A 20,939-nucleotide genomic window follows, 5' to 3' on the forward strand; every position below is an offset into this window, starting at 1 on the left:
ATCCTAGTTTGCATCTTCATACACTTTATATTTAAATCTGCATAAATTTTGTTAATATTTTTTATTAAGTGATTTTCCTATGTTATTCATAGAAATAGCTACTGCTATTGTTCCAATAACGCTTAAAATGCCTATAAATATCTCCATACCCTGCCTCCTGAAATAATAAATGTAAGTTTATATCTCTTAATACTATTATATACCAATTTAGTTTTTTTACTACCCTACTTTACAAATTCTAATTCTTGTACTTCTTGATCTGGTTCCTTTGCAATAAAATAAACACCCAATATAACTAAAATACTACTTGCAATAGTTAAAGTACTTATTTTATTTCCTAAAAATATAGTATCAAATATAATTGCCCAAACAACATAAGTTATATTCATCCCCATTGCTCTTGTGGCTCCAATTTTATATATTGCAGTATAATAAAATAAATACGATACCGTTGCTGCCAATGCTGTTCCTATAATCCAAAATATAACACTATCCTTAAATATTTCAATACTAAGACCAATTCCACCTACTATTGGAATAACAATTAATCCATAAGTAACAGCAGATGTAAATTGTCTTATCTGCAATGCAAATTCTGAAGTTACTTCATCACCCTTCATTCCATAAGCACATATAACACATTCACTACCCCATCCAAATGCACATACTAACGCAAATATAAAGCCTATTGGATTAATAGCACTTGTTGTAGAAGTATATTCTAATATAGAAATACCTAATATAGAAACACCTATTATAGTTACAACTAAACCTATCCATGCCTTTTTATTTATTCTTTCTTTTAATATAATAGTGGCAAGTATTGCTCCTATGGCAGGATACAATGAAGAAATAATAGCTGTATAAGATGGCCCTATATATTTTACAGATAATAAATATCCACTCATTCCAACTGGACCACCAAGTAATGCTGCAATAGCAACCCATAAAGCACTTTTGGTTTTTACAGCTTTAAAAAATTGTCCTAATTTTTTTCTTAACCCAAGATATATAAAAGTCCATATAGCTGAAAAACTATCATGTAAAAATGCTGTTATTACAGGTGCAAGTAGTATTGCTTGTCCTGTTTTTACGAATGGTGTTAATGATAATATAAATCCCATTAAAACAGTATCAGCCCCCCAAGATAAAGCAGAGATTACTCCACATCCTAATCCTTTTTTATGATTATTATTAAACCTCATTTTCATTCTCCCCTTATTTTTTTAATATTAATTCAAACCTATTTATTCGTAAACGATAATTATTATATTTATTAACCTTTAAATACAATTAATTCCTGTTCATTTTGTGAACTAGATAATAGTATCATTGTTCATTGTTCAAAGCAATATGTTCATAGGGAAAAAATAACATGGCTATTTTTCAACTAGTGTTTATTTTAATTAGATTTTATTAAGCTTTAAATATTTAAACTTCATATAATTTTTCCATATGAAAGAGGAGTAGAGTTATTAATAACTCTACTCCTCTTTCATTATGTCTTATTAAATCTTTTACATTTAATATTCTTTAAAATATATTTAATAAATAATTATAAAATAATTATACTATGTCATATTTAATCTAAACTCTCAATGTTCCATCTTCATTTAAATAATATAAATCGCCCTTTTCATCTTTTATAAATCCAGTTTGCATTACTCCTTTTGAATTTAGGTAATACCAATTATCATTATATAAAATCCAACCGTTTTTCATAACTCCATCTTCATCTAAATAGTACCAATGTCCATTATGAAGTAACCAATTAGTTTTTCTATCCCTAGTTGATGGATCTATAAAATACCATTGTCCTAAACTTTTAACCCATCCAACTTCATCATTATCATTAAAGTTTTTATTATAATCTATATATAGTTTACAAATCTCTTTTTCAGTTATCTTCTCTTTTATAATTACCTTAGTTAAACCTGCTTGAAGGTTATCTATTAGTATAACCGAATTTTTACTATCTAAAACATAGTTTGCAGATTTTTTATCATTATTAGGATTTAATATATCTATTTTTATATTATTTAATTTAATATTATCTAAAAATCTAAAATTGATTATACCTCTTCCTATATTATTATATACACTTGCTTTATATAAATTTTCTTCTTCACATACCTTAATGAATTTTTCACCATCTAATTTATTTTCATTAGTTGTTAATTTAGTATCTTCTAATGTTGTGGCATATACTTTTAAACCAGATTGAAATCCTAAAATATTTAAACAACATACTGTCATAAGTACTAATAAGCTTTTTTTTATAATTCTTTTAACCACAAAAATATCCCCCTCTTTTTTAGCTTTTGAATTATCATATAACTTTTAATTTACTTATTAATAACTTATGTAAAATTATTCCTTAATAGAACTAAAAGCGTGAAATTTTATTTCTAAAACTTCACGCTTCTTATTAGACACATTCAAATAAATAACTAGTCAGTATACTAGTTTATCTCTTTATTTTAAATTTTCTCAGTAACGTATCACTCAATTGCAAAAATACTTCATCTTTAGAAAACACTAATATTCCAACATAAACTATTCCACATATTAATACTGATAATCCTGAAACTAATAATATACTATTTATAAAATATTTTATTGCAAATATTAATGGAATAAATAATATTGAATAATAAAAATATTTAATATTTTCAAATGCAAATAAATTTATATCTATATTAATAACTTTTCTTGCAAATCTATATTCAAGTACTATTACAATGAGATTTGAAATAAGAGTTGTTATAATAGCATTTGTTGGTGTAAAATATCCCATTAATGCTAAAGCAACATTTAATATAACATTTAAAATTCCACCAATTAAAACTAATTTTACATCATCTTTTTCTCTTCCATTAAGATATATCATTTGATTAGCTATTATTCCCTCAACTCCAATAGTTAACATATAAATCGAAAATACAAACATTATTGGGATAGCCTTAACAAATTGTGATCCTCCATATAAAAGAATTATTTCTTTTGAAAGACATAGCATCCCTATAGATGCCGGAAATAAAAACATAAAATATATTTTTATAATTCTTCTTAAAAGAGAAATATACTCTTCCTTTGAATCATTCCCAAGATAGTTAGAAAGTCTAGGCATAGTCACTTGAATTATAGTAAGCATTAATATATTTATTATCGACATTATCTTTTGAGCCATATTATAATATCCAACATTAACAGTATCTGTTCCAAAAGTTTGGCTACCTAACATTATCTTATCTAATTGAGTATATAAAATATTCACATTAGATAAAATAACAACAAAAAACATTGGTTTAATATGCCTTTTAAATTGTAAATTTTTAAAATTAAATCTTACTCTTTTTTTTATGTATACAAAACTCAAGATATTATTTATAAAATTAGATCCTATTACTAAATATAAGTATAAATTAAAATTACTAATATCTCTTATACAAAATATAACTAACAAAGAATAAATTATTCTAACTACCATAGTCTTTGTTGCTATAAAATCATAATTTTCTAATGCTTCATTTATCCATTCAACATAAAAAAGATTAAATACAAGGTTAAAACCTAAAATCATACAAGTATAAAAATCTGGTCTGTTTCTACCTATTGTAAATACATATATCATATATATTGAAGAAACTAATATATTAGTAACTAAAGTAAATAAAAATAAACTAGTAAATGTTTGTTGAAGTTTTTCTTCATCATCTCTTACTTTACTTACTTCTCTTAATCCATATTGAGAAATCCCGAAACTTGCAAATATTAAAAACCATCCAGTTAAAGATTCGGCATATGATATCTGTCCATATGACTTATCGCCTAATGTTTGTGCTATAACTGGACCAACTAATATTGGTAATACAATATTAAATAAATTTAACGATCCCTTAAACAATGCATTTTTCGATATTGATTTTGACATGTTGTAGTCCTCCTATAATCCTAAATGGATTATTTTACTTCTACTATATTTTACACTAACTAAAGAAGTTGTCAAATTAAGTCTATTTTATACTAAGCTTGTTTTTTAGATATTCCAAATCCTTAATAGAATCTATTTCAAAAATATCATTAGAGCCTATTTTATTAACATAAACTTCTAAATCATTAAGGTTTTCAACAACTATATCATCCCAATATAAATTTTTAAAATCTCCACATTTAACTTTTTCATCTATTCTTTGTGCTATTATTTTTCCGTCTTTTTTGCTCCAATAAGATGCCCCTGACATTATATAAGAAGGTTCATCCCCTTCTTTTCCTATATCAACTCTTTGTAACTTATTATTTTCATCATACCTTAATATCCATTCACCAACTATATTTTCCTTACAAGCAGAATAATACTCTGAATTATCAGGTCTTTTATTAGGTAAAAAGTTTTTATTAATATAATTGTCTGCATCAATAACAAATGCATCTTGAAGATAATCTTTAGCTAAATACATAGTATAAATATTATTATAAACATCATACTTGTCATTAACTATTTTTATCAAATCATACTTCTTAACCAAATCATCAAACTTTTCATGTAAATATCCAGTCAAAACGATAATTTCATCTATTCCTATTTCTCTTAAGTTAAGTATTTGTCTTTCAAGTAATGATATCCCATTAACCTCAATCAAAGATTTTGGTATAGTATTGGTAAGTGGTCTAAGTCTAGTACCCATACCAGCTGCTACTAATATCGCTCTCATATGTTTTCTCTCCTTAAAATTCAGCTTCTAGTTTTTTTAGATTTTCTTTTCCTCTATTGTATCTATCAATGCCATATGTTCCGAAATCATCGCCTTCATTTTCCTTAATTAATGTCCATACAGCCCATAATATATCTTGACTTATTTGATGAATAAGTAATCTTTTTCTTGAATTTTCATCTGGCTCTCCATTAAAATAAAGTCTAAACATTAATTCTATATCATCTTCTGAAAAACTATTTTCTAAAGAAAGTCCTGCTAAATCCCACATATCATCATTAATTCCACTGTATTCCCAATCTATTAAATACATTCTACCATCTGTATCCTTTACTAGGTTTTCTGAAACTAAATCATTATGTGATGGTACAAATACTCTATTACAATCCTTTAAAACTTGTTCAAGTTTCATAAATTTTTCTCTTACTTCTTTATAATCATTAAAAAATACACCATCAGCTTTTTTTAAAATATCCTCATACTTTTCAAGTTCTCTGAATACATTAAATTCATTTTTCATTGAAAATTCATTATCTTCATGTAATTCTCTTAATATTTTAGTAACTTGTTTTAAATTTTCTTCCTTTTTAATACTTCTTGGAGTTAAAGTTTCTGCATTTTCTATAAAAGTAGATATTTTTATTCCAGTTTCAACATTAAAATACGGAGTTTCAACATTATATCCTCTATCAGAAGCAATTGAAGAATTAAACATCTCATTTTTTCTGCTTATCATACTTTCAGTACCAATCCCTGCAACCCTTAGGATATATCTTTTTCCTTTAACACAAACTCTATAATTCTTATTAGTCATTCCTCCAGCAGGCACAACTTCACTTATATCTTCTTCGTTTACTTTCATAGTTTCTCTAATTATAGTTTTTACAGTACTAATTTCATAGTTAAGTTCACGTCTTCTTATTGTTGGATATAAATGATTTAAAATATTTTCATACTCTTTCTTAGTATCAGCATCTCCCCAAGCAAGATCATCTATTTTAACAAAACCTATATTATAATCTCTTGCAACATCTAACAATACATATTCATAATTTAAATATGGATTTATATTACCTTTAAATTCTTCAAGCATCATTTGATATAACTTATAAGATACTTTGGTTATACCTATCATTTCACCATCAATTCTATTAAATTGATGTATATCTTTAGACATTTTAAATAAATGATTATCTCTTATTTCAACAAAAGCTTCATCACCAGAACCACTTTCATTAGTAAGAAGTATACAATCTCTATTCTTACTTTCTATAAGTTCTCTAATAGATCTTTTTTCAAAAATCAAATCATTTTCTATAAGTAAAAAATCGTCATTAATATATTCCTTAGCTAAAGATAGTGAATACATAGTTCCAGTCCATTTATATTTATCACTTTTAACTAAATTTATATTCTTATTATTTTTAAAATACTCTTCATAATAAACACTCTCATATCCTGTTATTATAGTAATTTTATTAATACCATTTTCTTTAAGTATATTTAATGTTCTATCTATTAACTTAAAATCTTCTATTTCAAGCATACCAACTGGCTTACCAAAATCCTTAGCTCTTCCAGCTGCAAGAATAACAGCTTCTTTAACAGGTTTATTATCATCTTCATGAATTTTTAATCTAGTATTCTTGGCAGAAGCAAGATTTTCTTCTAATATTTTCATTCCTTTTTCTGTTACTCTATATAAAATTCCTCTATTATTTACAATTCTTTCTATAGTTCCATCAGTAGTAAACTCTTTTAAAATAGCGTTTACCTTACCTAAAGAAATATTAGTTCTCCTTGATAACTCTCTTTGATTAATATTAAAATTGTTGTTTAATATCTTTAATATTTCTAATCTATCTTCTAACAATTCCCTTTCCCCCTTAAACTATATTTAAAATGCTAAAATTATCTTATCTAAAATCAAAATATTTAGGCTTAGACTTTTTTATTAAAAATTTTAATATTTTAACACATAAAATTACAAAAACATTATTCTTAATTTATATATTATTCAATTCCAAATCGACTAAATATATTGTTCATAAATTGAACTTATAATAAATTATAATATAATTTATATTGAAAGTAAATACATTTATTAAGTTTTTACCATATAATATAAAAAAGTGGATATGCCATGTTTTTTAGTTGAAAATCCTAAAGTTCTCTAAAATAAAATCATATAATTTCCTATACATGAACAAAGTTACTATGCCACTCTTTTTAGTTGATAATTAAGAGTTTAAAGTTATGGTATATCACAAATATATTTTTCATACTAGATTATTATAGACTAAGAAATCTTTATAAATTCACAAAAATCAAGCTATATGTTAAGTTAAAAATCAACTTAACATATAGCTTTTATTTTATCAATATTATTTTTTACCATTAGTTATAGCAACTTTAAAATTTACTCTATCATCTTGGTTTTTAAAAGCATCATTTGGAATAACTATTCCTGAATTATCTTTTGCAATTATATAAATACAATTATTTACTTCTTCAACATTTGTTATATTGCTTAATAAAATCTTTATTTTTTCCTTATTTCTGGTTATTATCAATGATTCTCTCTCTAATAAAACCTCTATTGTTCTTGCCAATACTCTTTCATTTTTTTTAAAGAAATCCTTAAAATTTTTCTTTGCTCTTTTAATCCAATATGTAGGCAATTTAAAATAACCAAATATGCCTATACCAGTAAAAACAATTCCCAAAATAATAGAAAATGCGGGACTATCACCTTTTTGATAATCTTGCATTGCTAAAATACAATATAGTACTCCAATTAAAATACCTATTCCCAAAAATAAATTTCTCCTTAATATGGCCAATCTATCTTTTTCACTTTGACTACTCATTTTATAAACAGAAAAATCCACCCATTGTTCTTCAGTATTTTTATATCTTACCTCAATCATTCTCATCCGTTGCCAAAACCTTATAAAACTTTATAAAGCTTGTTTAATTCCCTGTTCATCGTGTCCCATTTTGCTAAAAGCTACTTTAGTTTGATATAACACTCCAAGGGCTTAAATTCCCATACAACGCATGGTACATATACAAGATTACTTTAAAGTGTACGCTCTTGTATTTACTAATTTTGCTTGGTTCTCGCATATTTTAAACACTAACACCCTCAAGGTTCTATCCTATGATTACACCACTTTCGCAATGTCTGGGATTCACAATAGCTAATTAGTATTATACCACCTGCTCAAACGAATTTAAATATAAACTTTGGCAACTCCCTCCTTCCTTCTTTATAAAATTTTAATATACTTTTATAAGTTTATATAAAGTTTGTATTACTGTTGTTCAACCCACATAATTATATTATTACTGATTTTAACTTATATTGATTATTTAGTTATTTACTTTTTAAATATGGTTTTTCCATAGCGTACTTTACACTATCATTACCCTAATATATTAATTAATAGCTATTAAATATTATTTCTTTTCAAAACCAATTAATCTATAATTTAATTATATTACAACTTGTAAACATATCCAATAACATTTATTAAGACTTTTGCATAGTATAAAATTATAATTTTTCCTCTCATTTTATATAAATTTTAAAATAGGATATACACATATTGTTTTATACTTAATCAATAAAATTAATCAGCCATGTATATATCCTATTTCTTATAATATAAAAAAATTACTGCTCCACACTTTTAGTTGAGAGTTGAAAATTGTCCACTATCAATTCTAACTTATCCTTTCTCTTAATCAATATTTGTAAATCGTGATTTTATAAAACCTTTAAGCTTTAAGAATTATATAATTTACTATATAAAAATAAAGAACAGTAAATAGTTTTATTTTTTCTTAAAACTATCTACTGTTCCAATGTAATAAATAAAATTATTATTTATACATTATTCCAAAAGTAGAGAATGAATACCAATCACCATCTATATATGCCTTTTCATTTTGAAGCATTTTACCGCTTGAATCAAAATAATACCAGTTTCCACCCATATATAGCCAACCTACATGCATTGTTCCATTTCCATTGAAATAATATTGACTTCTACTATCTTTATCATAGAACCAACCAATTGTCATTCTACCATTTCTATCAAGATAGTACCATCTACCATCACTTTCTTTCTTCCATCCAGTTGTTCTATGTCCATATTTATTAACATAGAACCATTCACCTTCAACCTTTACCCAAGCGTCTTTAACTTGTCTTCCTCTCTTATCAAAGTAAATATATTTTCCTTTTATTTTTGCCCATTCCTCATATTTACTCATATCAATCCAAATTCTACTACTTTCATCGTAATAAGCATCGTCATCATCTTCTTCGTCATCATCGTCATAATCTGGATCTTTAATATCATCTAAAGAATCATTACTTCTATATATAATTAAAGTATATGTTTTTTCAGTACTTCTATCTTCTGCTATTACATCTATATCAATTTCTGTTTTCCATTGACCTTGAAGACTTACTGAAATTGCATCTCCTGTAAATTTTTCACCATCTACAATAATATTTGAATAATTTGAATCTACAGGTATTGGTTTAACTTTAATTTTTTTCACATCTTGATCAACACGTACTTTAATCTCATCATCATCAGAATCAAATTCATATTCTCCAGTGCTTAATTCAATATCTTTTAAATCAGCATTATTTCCTCTATCATCATGATTAATAACTACAGTGTACTTCTTTTTATCTTTACCATTTTCTGCTGTAACAACTATTTGTAATGTTGTTGTTCCACTTGCTTGTAATGGGATTTGACCTTTTGTACCTGAAGTTAAATTATAAATTTCTCCTGTTTCAACAACTTTTGCTTCAGTTATACTTGCTTTAGGTTCATCAACTATTGCTGTAACATCAACAATTTTAGTATCTGGTTTTACTAATAAATCATAATTTAATGTTTCTCTTAAAAAGCCAGAATTTCCATCTTCATTCTTTAAGTCTCCAGTACTAAAATTTAAATAGCTTAAATATGCATTTTGAGCACTTGGAAGTTCTCCTTCTCCATCATCTGAATCTCCTTGTACATTAAATATATACTTATCAGAGACTAAATTTCCATCCTTATAAACACTAATAGTTAATTGTTTACCACCTGATTTATTTAAATCAAATTCAGCTACCCCACCTATTATAGGAATATTTTCTGAAATTCCATTTACCTTAATCACCGCATTACTTTCAGGTAATCCAGTTTTATAAGTAATTGTAACCTTCTTTGATGGATCTGTTACATATAAATCATACTTATGAACTGATGAATTAAAGTTAACTTCTTTAGTACCACCATTAGCATCTTTTAAAATTGTATTACCAAATCCAAAATCAAATGCTGATTTTTCTCCTTCTAATACAACTTTTAACTCATAAGTTGCTAAAAGTGCTCCTAATTCATCTGAATTGTCAGATCCTTCATATACATCCATATATATTATATTTTCTTTATCACTATTATTAAATGATACAAACTTATCAAAGTCTTGTTGTTTTATTCTAATGTTGCCATATTCATCAATATAATGATTACTTAACTTTACTACATATCCACTTTCTTTACCAAACTGTGGTGTTATTTTAACTTTTCCAGAATTCTTATCTAAATGAATTTTTCCCTCATATCTCTTAGATTGTCCTGGCACAGTAACATCTTTAAATTCTTTTTCTATATAGTTAGTAGCATCTGTTATATCATTATACTTACTTTCTATATCTAATTTTCTTAATGTATAGTCATTACTAGCATTCTCATCTATGAATTTCATTTTAATTGCATAGTTTTTACCTAAAGTGTTATCATCACCACTGCCTCCACTACTAGTAGGCATTTTAATTACCATAATTTTTGAATCTGTTTTTTGTAAAGATCCAGTAATTACATTTCCATTACTAGTTATATCACCTTTACTAGCTCCATCCATCCATACTTTAGCTCCATTTAAATTAAATGACTCCTCAAAATTTATAGCATATTGTAAATTTTGTACTTGGTCATTTACTATATGTTCATAAGTAAAAAAGCTTTCAGTATCTGTAGTTAAAAGTTCTTTATCATATAAAAATGGAACCTTATTTTTTCCTCCATTATCAGGTTGGTTATCATAATTATCCTTTGATCCTACATAACTTTTAAAATCAATCTTTTTTATTTTACCTTGAGCATAATTTTCTGCATGCTCAATAGTTATAGGTGTTGGAGAACTTACTAGTTCTTCTTGTGTTTGACTTGTAGTAGGTCCTGAAATCAATGAAGTTGTACCATCAACATTTACCTTAAAAACTGTTTTTGTAGTAATAACAGTAGTCTTTTCAGTTATTTTATACATTACTTCATTAGTTCCTAGTGGAATATTGTCTATTCTAACACCATTAACAATATCACCTGAAATTGACTTAGTTTGAGTTTGTTCTGTTATAACATCAATATCTTTTAAATCTTCTTTTCCTATTCTGTTTATAGAATTAATATCTATCTTTCTATCTATTATTGTTTTTTGTTCAGTCTCAGTTATTTCTCCTTTAACATCGTCTCTTTCAGTCTTCTTTGGTTCAACTATTTCATTCTTATACTTTGGTAAATCTATTTGAAATTCTTTAAATCTACCTTGTGTATTATAAATAGTTTTAGTACTATCAACTTTTACACCAGTATCAATAGTATTACCTTCAAGCTTGGTACCAGTAACATTTAATGCATACTGAGAGCCATTAATATCTAAACTTGTAGCTGCTTGTACTTTTATTGTTCCAAACTGTACTGGCAATAAAGAAAACATACATGTTAATGCTACAAATAGCGATATAATTCTCTTTTTATTAATTTTCTCCCCCATGTTCATCCTCCTAATAATTTTTCCCAAATTTATAATATATACATATATATTATCATATTTTTGTAATAACAAAAGTGGCTACGCCATACTTTTTAGTTAAGAGTGGATAATTGAGAATTGAAAATTTTGGTTGAAAATCCTAAAGATTTTCTAAAAATATATACTTTAAAATTCTGCCAGGAATTTTTTCCTTAACTCTCCACTTTCCACTCTCAATTATCAACTAATATTTGCTTTAACTTAAATTTTATTAGACTTATTTCTAAATATTTCTCAGGAAATACTCAAGAATTTACACTTATTTTAAAAAAGTTAATCATACTATATTTTCGTTTAAATATATTGCATCTTTATATATAATTATCATTAAAAGCCAATATCTATATATGAAAATTATTCAAACAATTGTTATATTTATTAATTATACTAATTTTAGTTAAAGTTGTTTAACAGAATTTTTTCCTATAACTTTTAACCATCACTTCTTAACTAATATTAAACCTAGATTTTATAAGTTTTTCAATCTGTAAATATTCTATAATTTACTTAACATATAAAAAAAGAAGGCATAACACCTTCTTTTTAATGTCTAATGAATATAAAAATAAATAACTAGCATACTTACTAGTTATTTATTTAAATGTACCTAAAATGCATTTGATACTGCTTCTGCAATACCATCTGCTATTTTATGTTGATAATTTGAATTAGCACAATTTGCTGCTTCTGTAGGATTACTTATAAATCCTGCCTCTACTAATACTGATGGCATTGTTGTATTTCTACATACAAATAAATTATTATCTTTACCACCTCTATTAATAGCTCCTGTTTTATTTATAATTCTATTAGTAATGTTAGTAGCCATTCTTCTACTTATAGAAATTTTAGATTCACTATAGAATCCACCAAATTTTGAATCTTGTGCTCTTGTGCTATAATAAGTTTCTACACCATTTGCTGATGAAGCTTCTGCTGAATTATGATGTACACTTATAAAAAAGTCTGCATTAAGATTATTTGCTAACTCTACTCTCTTTGTAAGACTTTGAGTAACACTTAAAGTTTCTCTGTCAGTTTCCTCTCTTGTCATAACTACCTTATAACCTAAAGATTCTAGTTTTACTTTAAGCTTCATTGAAAGTTGCATATTTAAATCTCTTTCAGAATAAAGAACTCTATTATGAGTTGCATAAGCTCCGTCATCTCCTCCGTAATTATGACCTGGATCAATTACAATTAACTTAGAAGATGAAGGTCCATCATTAACCCTCTTTTGTATTTTTCCATCTGGAGCTACTTTCCATCCATCTATTACAGTATCTTTAAACATTTCTCCTGATGAAGGATTCAAATAATAAGTATCATTACCTATCACAGTCCATCCTGTTGCCATAGCACCATTATTATTTAGATAATACCATTTATCATCTTTAAGTTTTATCCAACCTTTTGCCATAGCACCATTAGAATGTAAGTAATACCAATGTTCATATGGTTTAATCCATCCAGTTAACATACTTCCATCAGTATTGAAATAATGCCAATTTCCACTTATTTCAAACCAACCAACTCTCATAGTTCCACTTACATCAAAGAAATAAGTTTTACTATTTATAGAACTGAATCCTGTAACCATAGATCCATCACCTTGAAGGTAATACCACTTTCCACTATCTTTTAACCAACCTTTTTTCATTGCTCCCCAATTTTGAAGATAATACCACTTATTCTTGGTTTTAAGCCAACCTGTAGCCATTGAACCATCGCCATATAAGTAATACCAATTTCCATCAGGATTTATCCAACCAGTTGCTTTAGTTCCATCTGATTTATAATAATACCAATTTCCATATTGTTGTTTCCAACCAATTGAAGATGAAATATTATTATTATCATTCACATTTTTAACAGGTTTTGATATTTCAGGTACCTTTGGCTTTGTTCCTTCTTTTGGGAATTGTGGAATGTATTCTTCTTCTTTGTTTTCTTTATCTTCCTCATCTTCTGAACCTGAATTATCTGGCTTTATGTTTTCTTCATATTCACTATCAATTCCTGAATAAGCTAATAAATTATTGTATAATGCATTAACTTCTTTCCCATATGCAGCACTTGGTGCCCATCTTCCACCTAATGCATTAACAGTAACTGCTTTTCCCTTAATAGTTACAAAATGTCTTGGATCATATGTATCATCTTTTGGGTATTCTTTAGCACCAGCATATAATGCAAGATGATCTAAATGAGCTTGTACCCCTTCATCCCAAGAGCTAAATATTTGATGTGCATTAGGATCTGTATCTCCTCCACCTTTTGACGTTTTCATACCACAAGGATTATGATAACTTTCATCTAATACTCCACCAAAATTCCCATATCCAGTTTCCTTAGCTGCTTGTACATATGCTATTCCTGGATTAACATTTCCACATTCTTCTGCATATTTCCAATATAGAGCTGCTAAACTTATAAATGTACTTGTAGCACCTTTTGATTCAGCCCATTCTTCTGCTTGCTCCACAGTAACTTCTGTATCTGATATAATATCCAAATCAGCAAATTCTTTAGTAGTACTAGCTTGTACATTCGTTGCTGGAACTATTGAAAATGTCACAGCTAAAACAAGAAATAGTGAAATAACCTTTTTATTAATATTCAAAATCTTTCTTTCCCTCCATTCCCTTCTAAGATGTGTTTTTTAAAACATTACTACAAAATTCGTCAAAGTTTTATATATGTAATATTCTAAAATCATCATAATTCTAACATATACTAAAAAAAAAGTAAATTGTATAGTATATATCTATGATTTGATTATTTATCCTATTTTTCTATGTTTTATTATAATGTTATAAATCTTTTTTAAAAATATTTTTAAAATATACCTATAATTTTATCGAAAATAATAATTTCATCAAAAAAAAGACCTAAATCAAAACATATCTGATTTAGGTCTTTAACAAGTTTTAAAAATTACATACTATAATAAAAATAATATTAAAATTTTTATTACTATACATAAATAATAATTATATATCCAAAGCTATACTTAAATTTCATTAGCTATAGCTTCTGCTATTCCATCTGCTGTTTTATTTTTATAAGTAAAATCAGCACATTTTTTTGCTTCTTCAAAATTTGTTATAAATCCTGCTTCAACTAATACAGAAGGCATATTAGTGTTTCTACACACAAAAAAGTTTGCATCTTTTGCACCTCTATTATAAGCTCCTGTTTTACTTACAATACTATTATTAATAGCAATTGACATATCTTTACTTAATTTAAGTTTATATTCACTAGGTCCATAACCAAATTTAAAATCTTGTTTATTTGAACTATAATAAGTTTCTACTCCATTTGATTCTGATGATTTTGAAGCATTATGATGTATACTTATAAAAAAATCAGCATTAAAATCATTAGCCATATTAACTCTATTAGTAAGGCTTTGTACACTTTCTAAAGTCTCTCTATCAGTTTCTTTTCTTGTCATCATTACTTCATATCCATTAGCTTCAAGTTTCGATTTTAATATTAATGATAGCTGCATATTTAAATCTCTTTCAACATACACTGTTCCATCATGTGTAGCATATGCACCATCATTTCCTCCAAAATTATGTCCTGGATCAATTACTATTAATTTTTTAGAACCTGAATTAGTTTTTTCTACTCTTTTACCAGAAGAGTCAATTTTCCATCCATCTATTATTGTGTCTTTTGCCATAGCTCCAGAAGTAGGATTAAAATAATAAATATCAGCACCTATTGTTTTCCAACCTGTTGCCATAGAACCATCATTATTTAGATAATACGAATTTTGTCCATCCGGGTTTACCCAACCTATTGCCATAGCTCCACTTCCTGAATAAAGATAATACCATTTTCCATCTGGTTTTATCCATCCTTTCAACATACATCCATCATTATTAAAATAGTACCAATGCCATCCTATTTTAGCCCAACCTATTTTCATAGCTCCACTTGAATCAAAGAAATATTTTTTATTATTAATTGAGCTTAATCCAATTTCCATGCTTCCATCACTATTTAAATAATACCATTTATAATTGTATTTCAGCCATCCTGTTTGCATAGCACCTGATGAACTCAAATAATACCATTTTCCTGATACATCTATCCATCCTTTTGCCATAACACCACTACTATATAAATAGTACCATTTATTATCATATTTTATCCAACCAGTAGCTAATTTACCATCTGATTTATAATAATACCAATTCCCCCATTTATATTTCCAACCTATAGAAGATTTGATACTTTCTGTTGAATTATTAGTATTAGATTCGCTTAAATTTGACTTCGAATAATTTAATAAATCTACATATAATTTATTAACTTCCTGTCCATATGTACTACTAGGAGCCCACTTTCCACTTAATGAATTTACAGTTATAGCTTTTCCTTTAATACTATAAAAATGTCTTGGATCATAAGTATCTTTTCTTGGATAACCTTCTGCACCTGCATATAATGCAAGATGATCTAGATGAGCTTGTACTCCTTCATCCCAAGAATTAAATCTTTGATGTGCATTTGGATCATAATTACCTCCTCCTGAAGATGTTTTAAGTCCACAAGTGTTATAATAACTTTGATCTATTACTCCACCAAAATTCCCGTATTTAGTTTCTTTAGCTGATTGAACATAAGCAATACCAGGATTTATATTACCATGATATTTAGCATATTTCCAAAAAAGATCAGCTAAATTCACAAAAGCACTACTGGCACCTTTTGATTTAGCCCACTTTTTAGCTTGAGCAGCTGTTACTTCTGTACTTGATATTATATTAATATCTTCTGAAATAGCTTGTACACTAATTGTTGGAATTATAGATACCATAATAGCTACGCCAAGAAAAAATGAAATTGTTTTTTTTGCAATTTGCAAAATTATCCCACCGCCTTTATATACCTAATTTATCATATTTAATATTCAGAACCGTTCTTGATTTGGCAATTATATATTTTAAATCAATAATCTAAGTATCTTAATACATAAATTAACTCAGCACCAAATTCTTAATTATTTTTCACACTAAAAAGCCCTAAATATAAATTCATAACAATTTTAACATAATTAAAAAAAACCATCAAACATAATAATTCATAAGATTATCCCCTTTAATCCATTGGTATAACAAGGATCATGCCCTGTTTTAAAATTATAACTACCACCATTTCCCTAAATAACTTTTATGGCAAAATTAGAATTTAATTTTAATTTTTATGTAATAATATTTAACATTTATATATATTATGGTACTTTTACCGAATTACTATTAATAAATGTACTATTTATTATTCTTGATATTTAAAAATTCAAATAAAAAAACTCCTCTATGCAAATTTCAAATTTACACAAAAGAGTCTTATCTTAAATATATTTTACTAATTTAATTCACTTTGAATTGCTTCAGCTATTGCCTCTGCTATAAGTTCTTGATAATCAGAATCAGCACATTTTTCTGCTTCATTAGCATTAGTTATAAATCCACACTCAATAAGTATTGCTGGCATATTAGTATTTCTACAAACATTAAGATTAGCATTTTTAGGTCCTCTATTTATAGCACCTGTTTTACTACTTATATTATTTACAACACTTGTTGCAAGTTCTTTACTTTTCTCAATTCTTGATTGGTCTGGTGCTTTTCCACCCATTCTATCATCTTGAGCATTAGTACTGTAATACACTTCCACTCCATTTGCAGATTTAACTTCTGCTGAATTATGATGTACACTTATAAATAGAGTAGCATTAAGATCATTAGCTAACTGAACTCTTTTATCAAGGCTTTCTTTAGCTGGTAATCTTTCTATATCATCTTCATTTCTTGTCATAGATACAGTATATCCTCTTTTTTCAAGTTCTGATTGAAGCTTTGATGCAACTTGCATATTTAAATCTCTTTCAGAATAAGTAATTCCGTTATTAGTAGCATAAGCTCCATCATCACCACCGAAATTGTGACCTGCATCAACTACAATAACATTGTTAGAAGCATTTTCAGAAGTAACATCATAACCATCTGATTCTCTTCTACCATTATTATCTATTTCATACCCATCAACTTTTGTATCGACAAGTAACTTTCCGTTTGCAGGAGATAAATAATAATAATATCCACCACTTTGTACCCATCCTGAACTTCTGCTTCCATCATTATTTAAATGATACCAGTCACCATCCAAATTTAACCATCCTGTTGCCATTGCACCATTATCATATAAATAATAATGTGTTCCATTTGAATTAATCCATCCAGTACATAATTCTGAATTTTCATTAAAATAGTACCAATAATTATTTACTTTAATCCAACCTGTTTTATTAGCTCCACTTTCATCAAATAGATAAATTTTATTATCTATTTGTTTTACTCCTGTGACCATGCTTCCATCACCTTGAAGATAATACTTTATTCCATTTTCAAAAAGCCAGCCTAACTTTAAACTACCACTGTTTTCAACATAGTACCATTTTGTATTAATTAAATTCCATCCTGTTTTTGAAAGCATAGCACCTGATGCATCTAAGTAATATAAACTATGTCCATTTTGTAAAAAGCCAGTTGCCATTATTCCACTAGTCTTTAAATAATACCATTTACTATTTACCTTCTTCCAACCTGTTATCATGTTTCCTTCAGAATCAAAATAATACCATGAATTATCTAATTTTAACCATCCTACACACATTTCTCCTGTAGATTTTAAATAATACCAATTTCCATTTGGATTTATCCATCCTGTGGCTTTATTTCCATTTGAATAATAATAATACCATTTTCCATCTTCTTTTTTCCAACCAATCTCTGAACTAACATTTGGTTCTTTATCAAGAGTTGGTTCAACAAAAGAATCATCAAACATGATTACTGAATCACCAATTAAAGAATTTGGTTTTTTCTCAATTGGTCCTGGTGGTGCAATATCATATGAATCATTATCATCATAATTATTAGAATCATCTTCATCTTCTTTTTTATCTTCTTTTTTATCTTCTTTTTTATACTCTTCATCAATTGTAACATCTGAATAATCACATAAATCTACATAATATTTATTTACTTCTTCTCCATAAGATAAACTTGGAGCCCACTTTCCTCCCAAAGAATTTACAGTTAAAGCTTTTCCTTTTATGCTTATAAAATGTCTTGGATCATATGTATCTCTCTTTGGATAATCATCTGCCCCTGCATAAAGTGCTAAATGATCCATATGTGCTTGTACACCTTCGTCCCAAGAATCAAATTTTTTGTGAGCAACTTGTCACCATCTGATCCACCTTGTGCTGTTTTCATTCCACAAGGATTATGAAAACTTGAATTTAAAACTCCTCCAAATCTTCCAAATGCTGTTTCTTTCCCTGCTTGTACATACGCTATGGCAGGATTAACTCCACCACATTCCTCTGAATATTTCCAATAAAGATCTGCTAAGCTTAAGAATTCTTCAGTTGCACCTTTTGTTTCAGCCCATTTTTTTGCGTCATTTGAAGTAACCTCAGTACTAGATATTATATTTATATCCTTTACAGATGCTTGTACCATGGTTGATGGCATAAATCCTAGTGTCACTAAAAATACAAATAAAAATGACACTATTTTACTTTTAATATTCAAAATATCAATCCCCCTTCCTAGTTGTCATGCTTTTACATTTTTTCCCACAATTCTTCTAAATATATTTTAATTTTATCATATCATGTATTCATTGTAAATTATAGTTCTTATGGATAATTGATCTAAAAAATCATTAATCGACTATAAATTTTTTATATTGTTGTTAATAAAACTTACACTTATTGCAAATCATAATATAAACAAAGTTGCTACACTAACTTAGTTATCAATTTTAAAACAATATAATTAACTAAACATTTACTTTACATAGTTTTTAACCGATAATATAAATAAACATTTATAAGTCAGGAGATGAACAAATGAACATAATAAAAAAAACTGGAAGAATTGAAGAATTTCAAACTTCAAAAATTAGACAATCACTACTTAGTGCATCACAAGAAGCTACAGAACCATTATCAGATGCTGAACTTAAATTAATTGAAAAAGAAATTAATAATATTTTAAGTAAATTAAATAAAACAGAAACTTCATCCTATGAAGTTTTCGCTATATGCTTAAATGTACTAAAAGAATTAGGATTTAAAGCAATATGTAAATCATATCTTGAAGGATCAATAAGCTTTTAATCATAAGCTTTGTTTTAAATATAGTTTAATATTTATAATTATAATGTTAAACTTTAAAACAGAGCTTAGGCACATTCAAATAAATAACTAGTCAGTATGCTAATTTATTTTGTGAACTACTTCTTCTATCTTGGAACCTACTAATAGCACAACTATTAGCAAAGCCCAAGTCATTGTATTTCACAAAATATCTGTAGTATTTTTGACTTGTTATTTATTTTCATATGCCTTATTTTATGTATTAAAGGGAGGATATTATTTATGAAATATAAATTAGTATGTATAGATATGGATGGAACTTTATTAAATGGTCATAGTAATATAAGTGACAGAAATAAAGAAGCTTTAAAAAAAGCTGTTAATAAAGGTGTGCAGATTGCTATAAGTACTGGAAGAATATTTGCATCTGCAGATTATTTTGCTGGACTTATAGGAATAAAAACAGATCTTATTTCATGTAATGGAGCTTATATAAAAAATAGATCAACAAATGAAGTAATATATAGTAATACATTAACTGATGAACAAGTATTAAAAATTCATGACACCATAAAAGATCATAATTTTAAAATTATTTATTATACTCACGACACAGCAATTGTCGATTCTAAATTTCCTGAAAATCACACATATAATATTACAAACAAATTAGTTAGTGACGATAAAAAAATTAAATTTTTCATCGAATCTGATATAAGTAAAATCCTTAAAAATTATAGTAATAAAATAATAAAAGTAATTTGCATAGATAATAGTGAAAATAAAAATACTTTGTTAAACGTTAAAAATAATCTTTTAAAATTCTCTGACATAGAGACTGTAAGTTCTGGAGATAACAATTTTGAAGTTATGCAAAAAGGTGTATCAAAAGGAAATGCTGCAAAAATTTTATCCGAAAAACTTGGAATTAAACAAGATGAAGTTATATGTATTGGTGACAATGAAAATGATTTATCAATGATTAAATTTGCTGGACTAGGTGTAGCTATGGGAAATGGCTCTGATATTGTAAAAAAATCTGCTAATTACATAACAGATACAAATACAAATGATGGTGTTGCAAAAGCAATAGAAAGATTTATACTGTAAAACAAGAGAAATGTAATAAAAGTATTCTATAC

General features: G+C 26.8%; 11 protein-coding genes and 1 pseudogene. 2 read left to right on the forward strand and 10 right to left on the reverse strand.

Annotation, left to right across the window (positions count from 1 at the left end; genetic code table 11):
• Positions 1-224: 224 nt before the first annotated feature.
• The 10 genes and pseudogenes from BGI42_RS12775 to BGI42_RS12820 all read right to left on the reverse strand — a co-directional run bounded on the left by BGI42_RS12775 (position 225) and on the right by BGI42_RS12820 (position 19,228).
• Entirely contained in the window at positions 225-1,205 is a 981-nt protein-coding gene (locus BGI42_RS12775) for a DMT family transporter (RefSeq protein WP_069680666.1), read from the reverse strand.
• Between the two features lie 382 nt (positions 1,206-1,587).
• The gene (locus tag BGI42_RS12780) at positions 1,588-2,295 is read right to left on the reverse strand and encodes a collagenolytic protease (protein ID WP_069680667.1); all 708 of its coding nucleotides are present in this window, start codon (positions 2,293-2,295) and stop codon (positions 1,588-1,590) included.
• Between the two features lie 172 nt (positions 2,296-2,467).
• Positions 2,468-3,934, reverse strand: coding sequence for a flippase (locus BGI42_RS12785; protein WP_069680668.1), 1,467 nt, complete (start codon positions 3,932-3,934; stop codon positions 2,468-2,470).
• A gap of 82 nt (positions 3,935-4,016) precedes the next feature.
• Positions 4,017-4,715: a sugar phosphate nucleotidyltransferase gene (locus tag BGI42_RS12790; protein ID WP_069680669.1), complete on the reverse strand. Its 699-nt coding sequence runs from the start codon at positions 4,713-4,715 to the stop codon at positions 4,017-4,019.
• A gap of 13 nt (positions 4,716-4,728) precedes the next feature.
• Positions 4,729-6,588 carry an NTP transferase domain-containing protein gene (locus tag BGI42_RS12795; protein ID WP_069680670.1) on the reverse strand — a complete coding sequence of 620 codons (1,860 nt, stop codon included), beginning with the start codon at positions 6,586-6,588 and terminating at the stop codon, positions 4,729-4,731.
• A 511-nt stretch (positions 6,589-7,099) separates the two neighbouring features.
• Complete coding sequence (locus BGI42_RS12800; RefSeq protein ID WP_242984727.1) at positions 7,100-7,651, reverse strand: YcxB family protein; 552 nt, start codon at positions 7,649-7,651, stop codon at positions 7,100-7,102.
• Positions 7,652-8,603: 952 nt separating this feature from the next.
• Positions 8,604-11,567 (reverse strand): cadherin-like beta sandwich domain-containing protein, encoded by a 2,964-nt coding sequence (locus tag BGI42_RS12805; protein ID WP_069680671.1) that lies wholly within the window; start codon positions 11,565-11,567, stop codon positions 8,604-8,606.
• 646 nt (positions 11,568-12,213) lie between these two features.
• Entirely contained in the window at positions 12,214-14,229 is a 2,016-nt protein-coding gene (locus BGI42_RS12810; protein WP_069680672.1) for an N-acetylmuramoyl-L-alanine amidase, read from the reverse strand.
• Between the two features lie 390 nt (positions 14,230-14,619).
• Positions 14,620-16,491 carry an N-acetylmuramoyl-L-alanine amidase gene (locus BGI42_RS12815; protein ID WP_069680673.1) on the reverse strand — a complete coding sequence of 624 codons (1,872 nt, stop codon included), beginning with the start codon at positions 16,489-16,491 and terminating at the stop codon, positions 14,620-14,622.
• Between the two features lie 500 nt (positions 16,492-16,991).
• Positions 16,992-19,228 (reverse strand): annotated as a pseudogene (locus tag BGI42_RS12820) (N-acetylmuramoyl-L-alanine amidase).
• 320 nt (positions 19,229-19,548) lie between these two features.
• Here BGI42_RS12820 and BGI42_RS12825 point away from each other — a divergent pair.
• Both BGI42_RS12825 and BGI42_RS12830 read left to right on the forward strand, forming a co-directional pair.
• Positions 19,549-19,818, forward strand: a complete 270-nt coding sequence (locus BGI42_RS12825; RefSeq protein ID WP_069680674.1) for an ATP cone domain-containing protein — start codon at positions 19,549-19,551, stop codon at positions 19,816-19,818.
• A gap of 261 nt (positions 19,819-20,079) precedes the next feature.
• Positions 20,080-20,907, forward strand: a complete 828-nt coding sequence (locus tag BGI42_RS12830) for a Cof-type HAD-IIB family hydrolase (protein WP_069680675.1) — start codon at positions 20,080-20,082, stop codon at positions 20,905-20,907.
• Positions 20,908-20,939: the final 32 nt, after the last annotated feature.

This window comes from Clostridium taeniosporum (genome assembly GCF_001735765.2).
Taxonomy (GTDB): domain Bacteria; phylum Bacillota; class Clostridia; order Clostridiales; family Clostridiaceae; genus Clostridium; species Clostridium taeniosporum.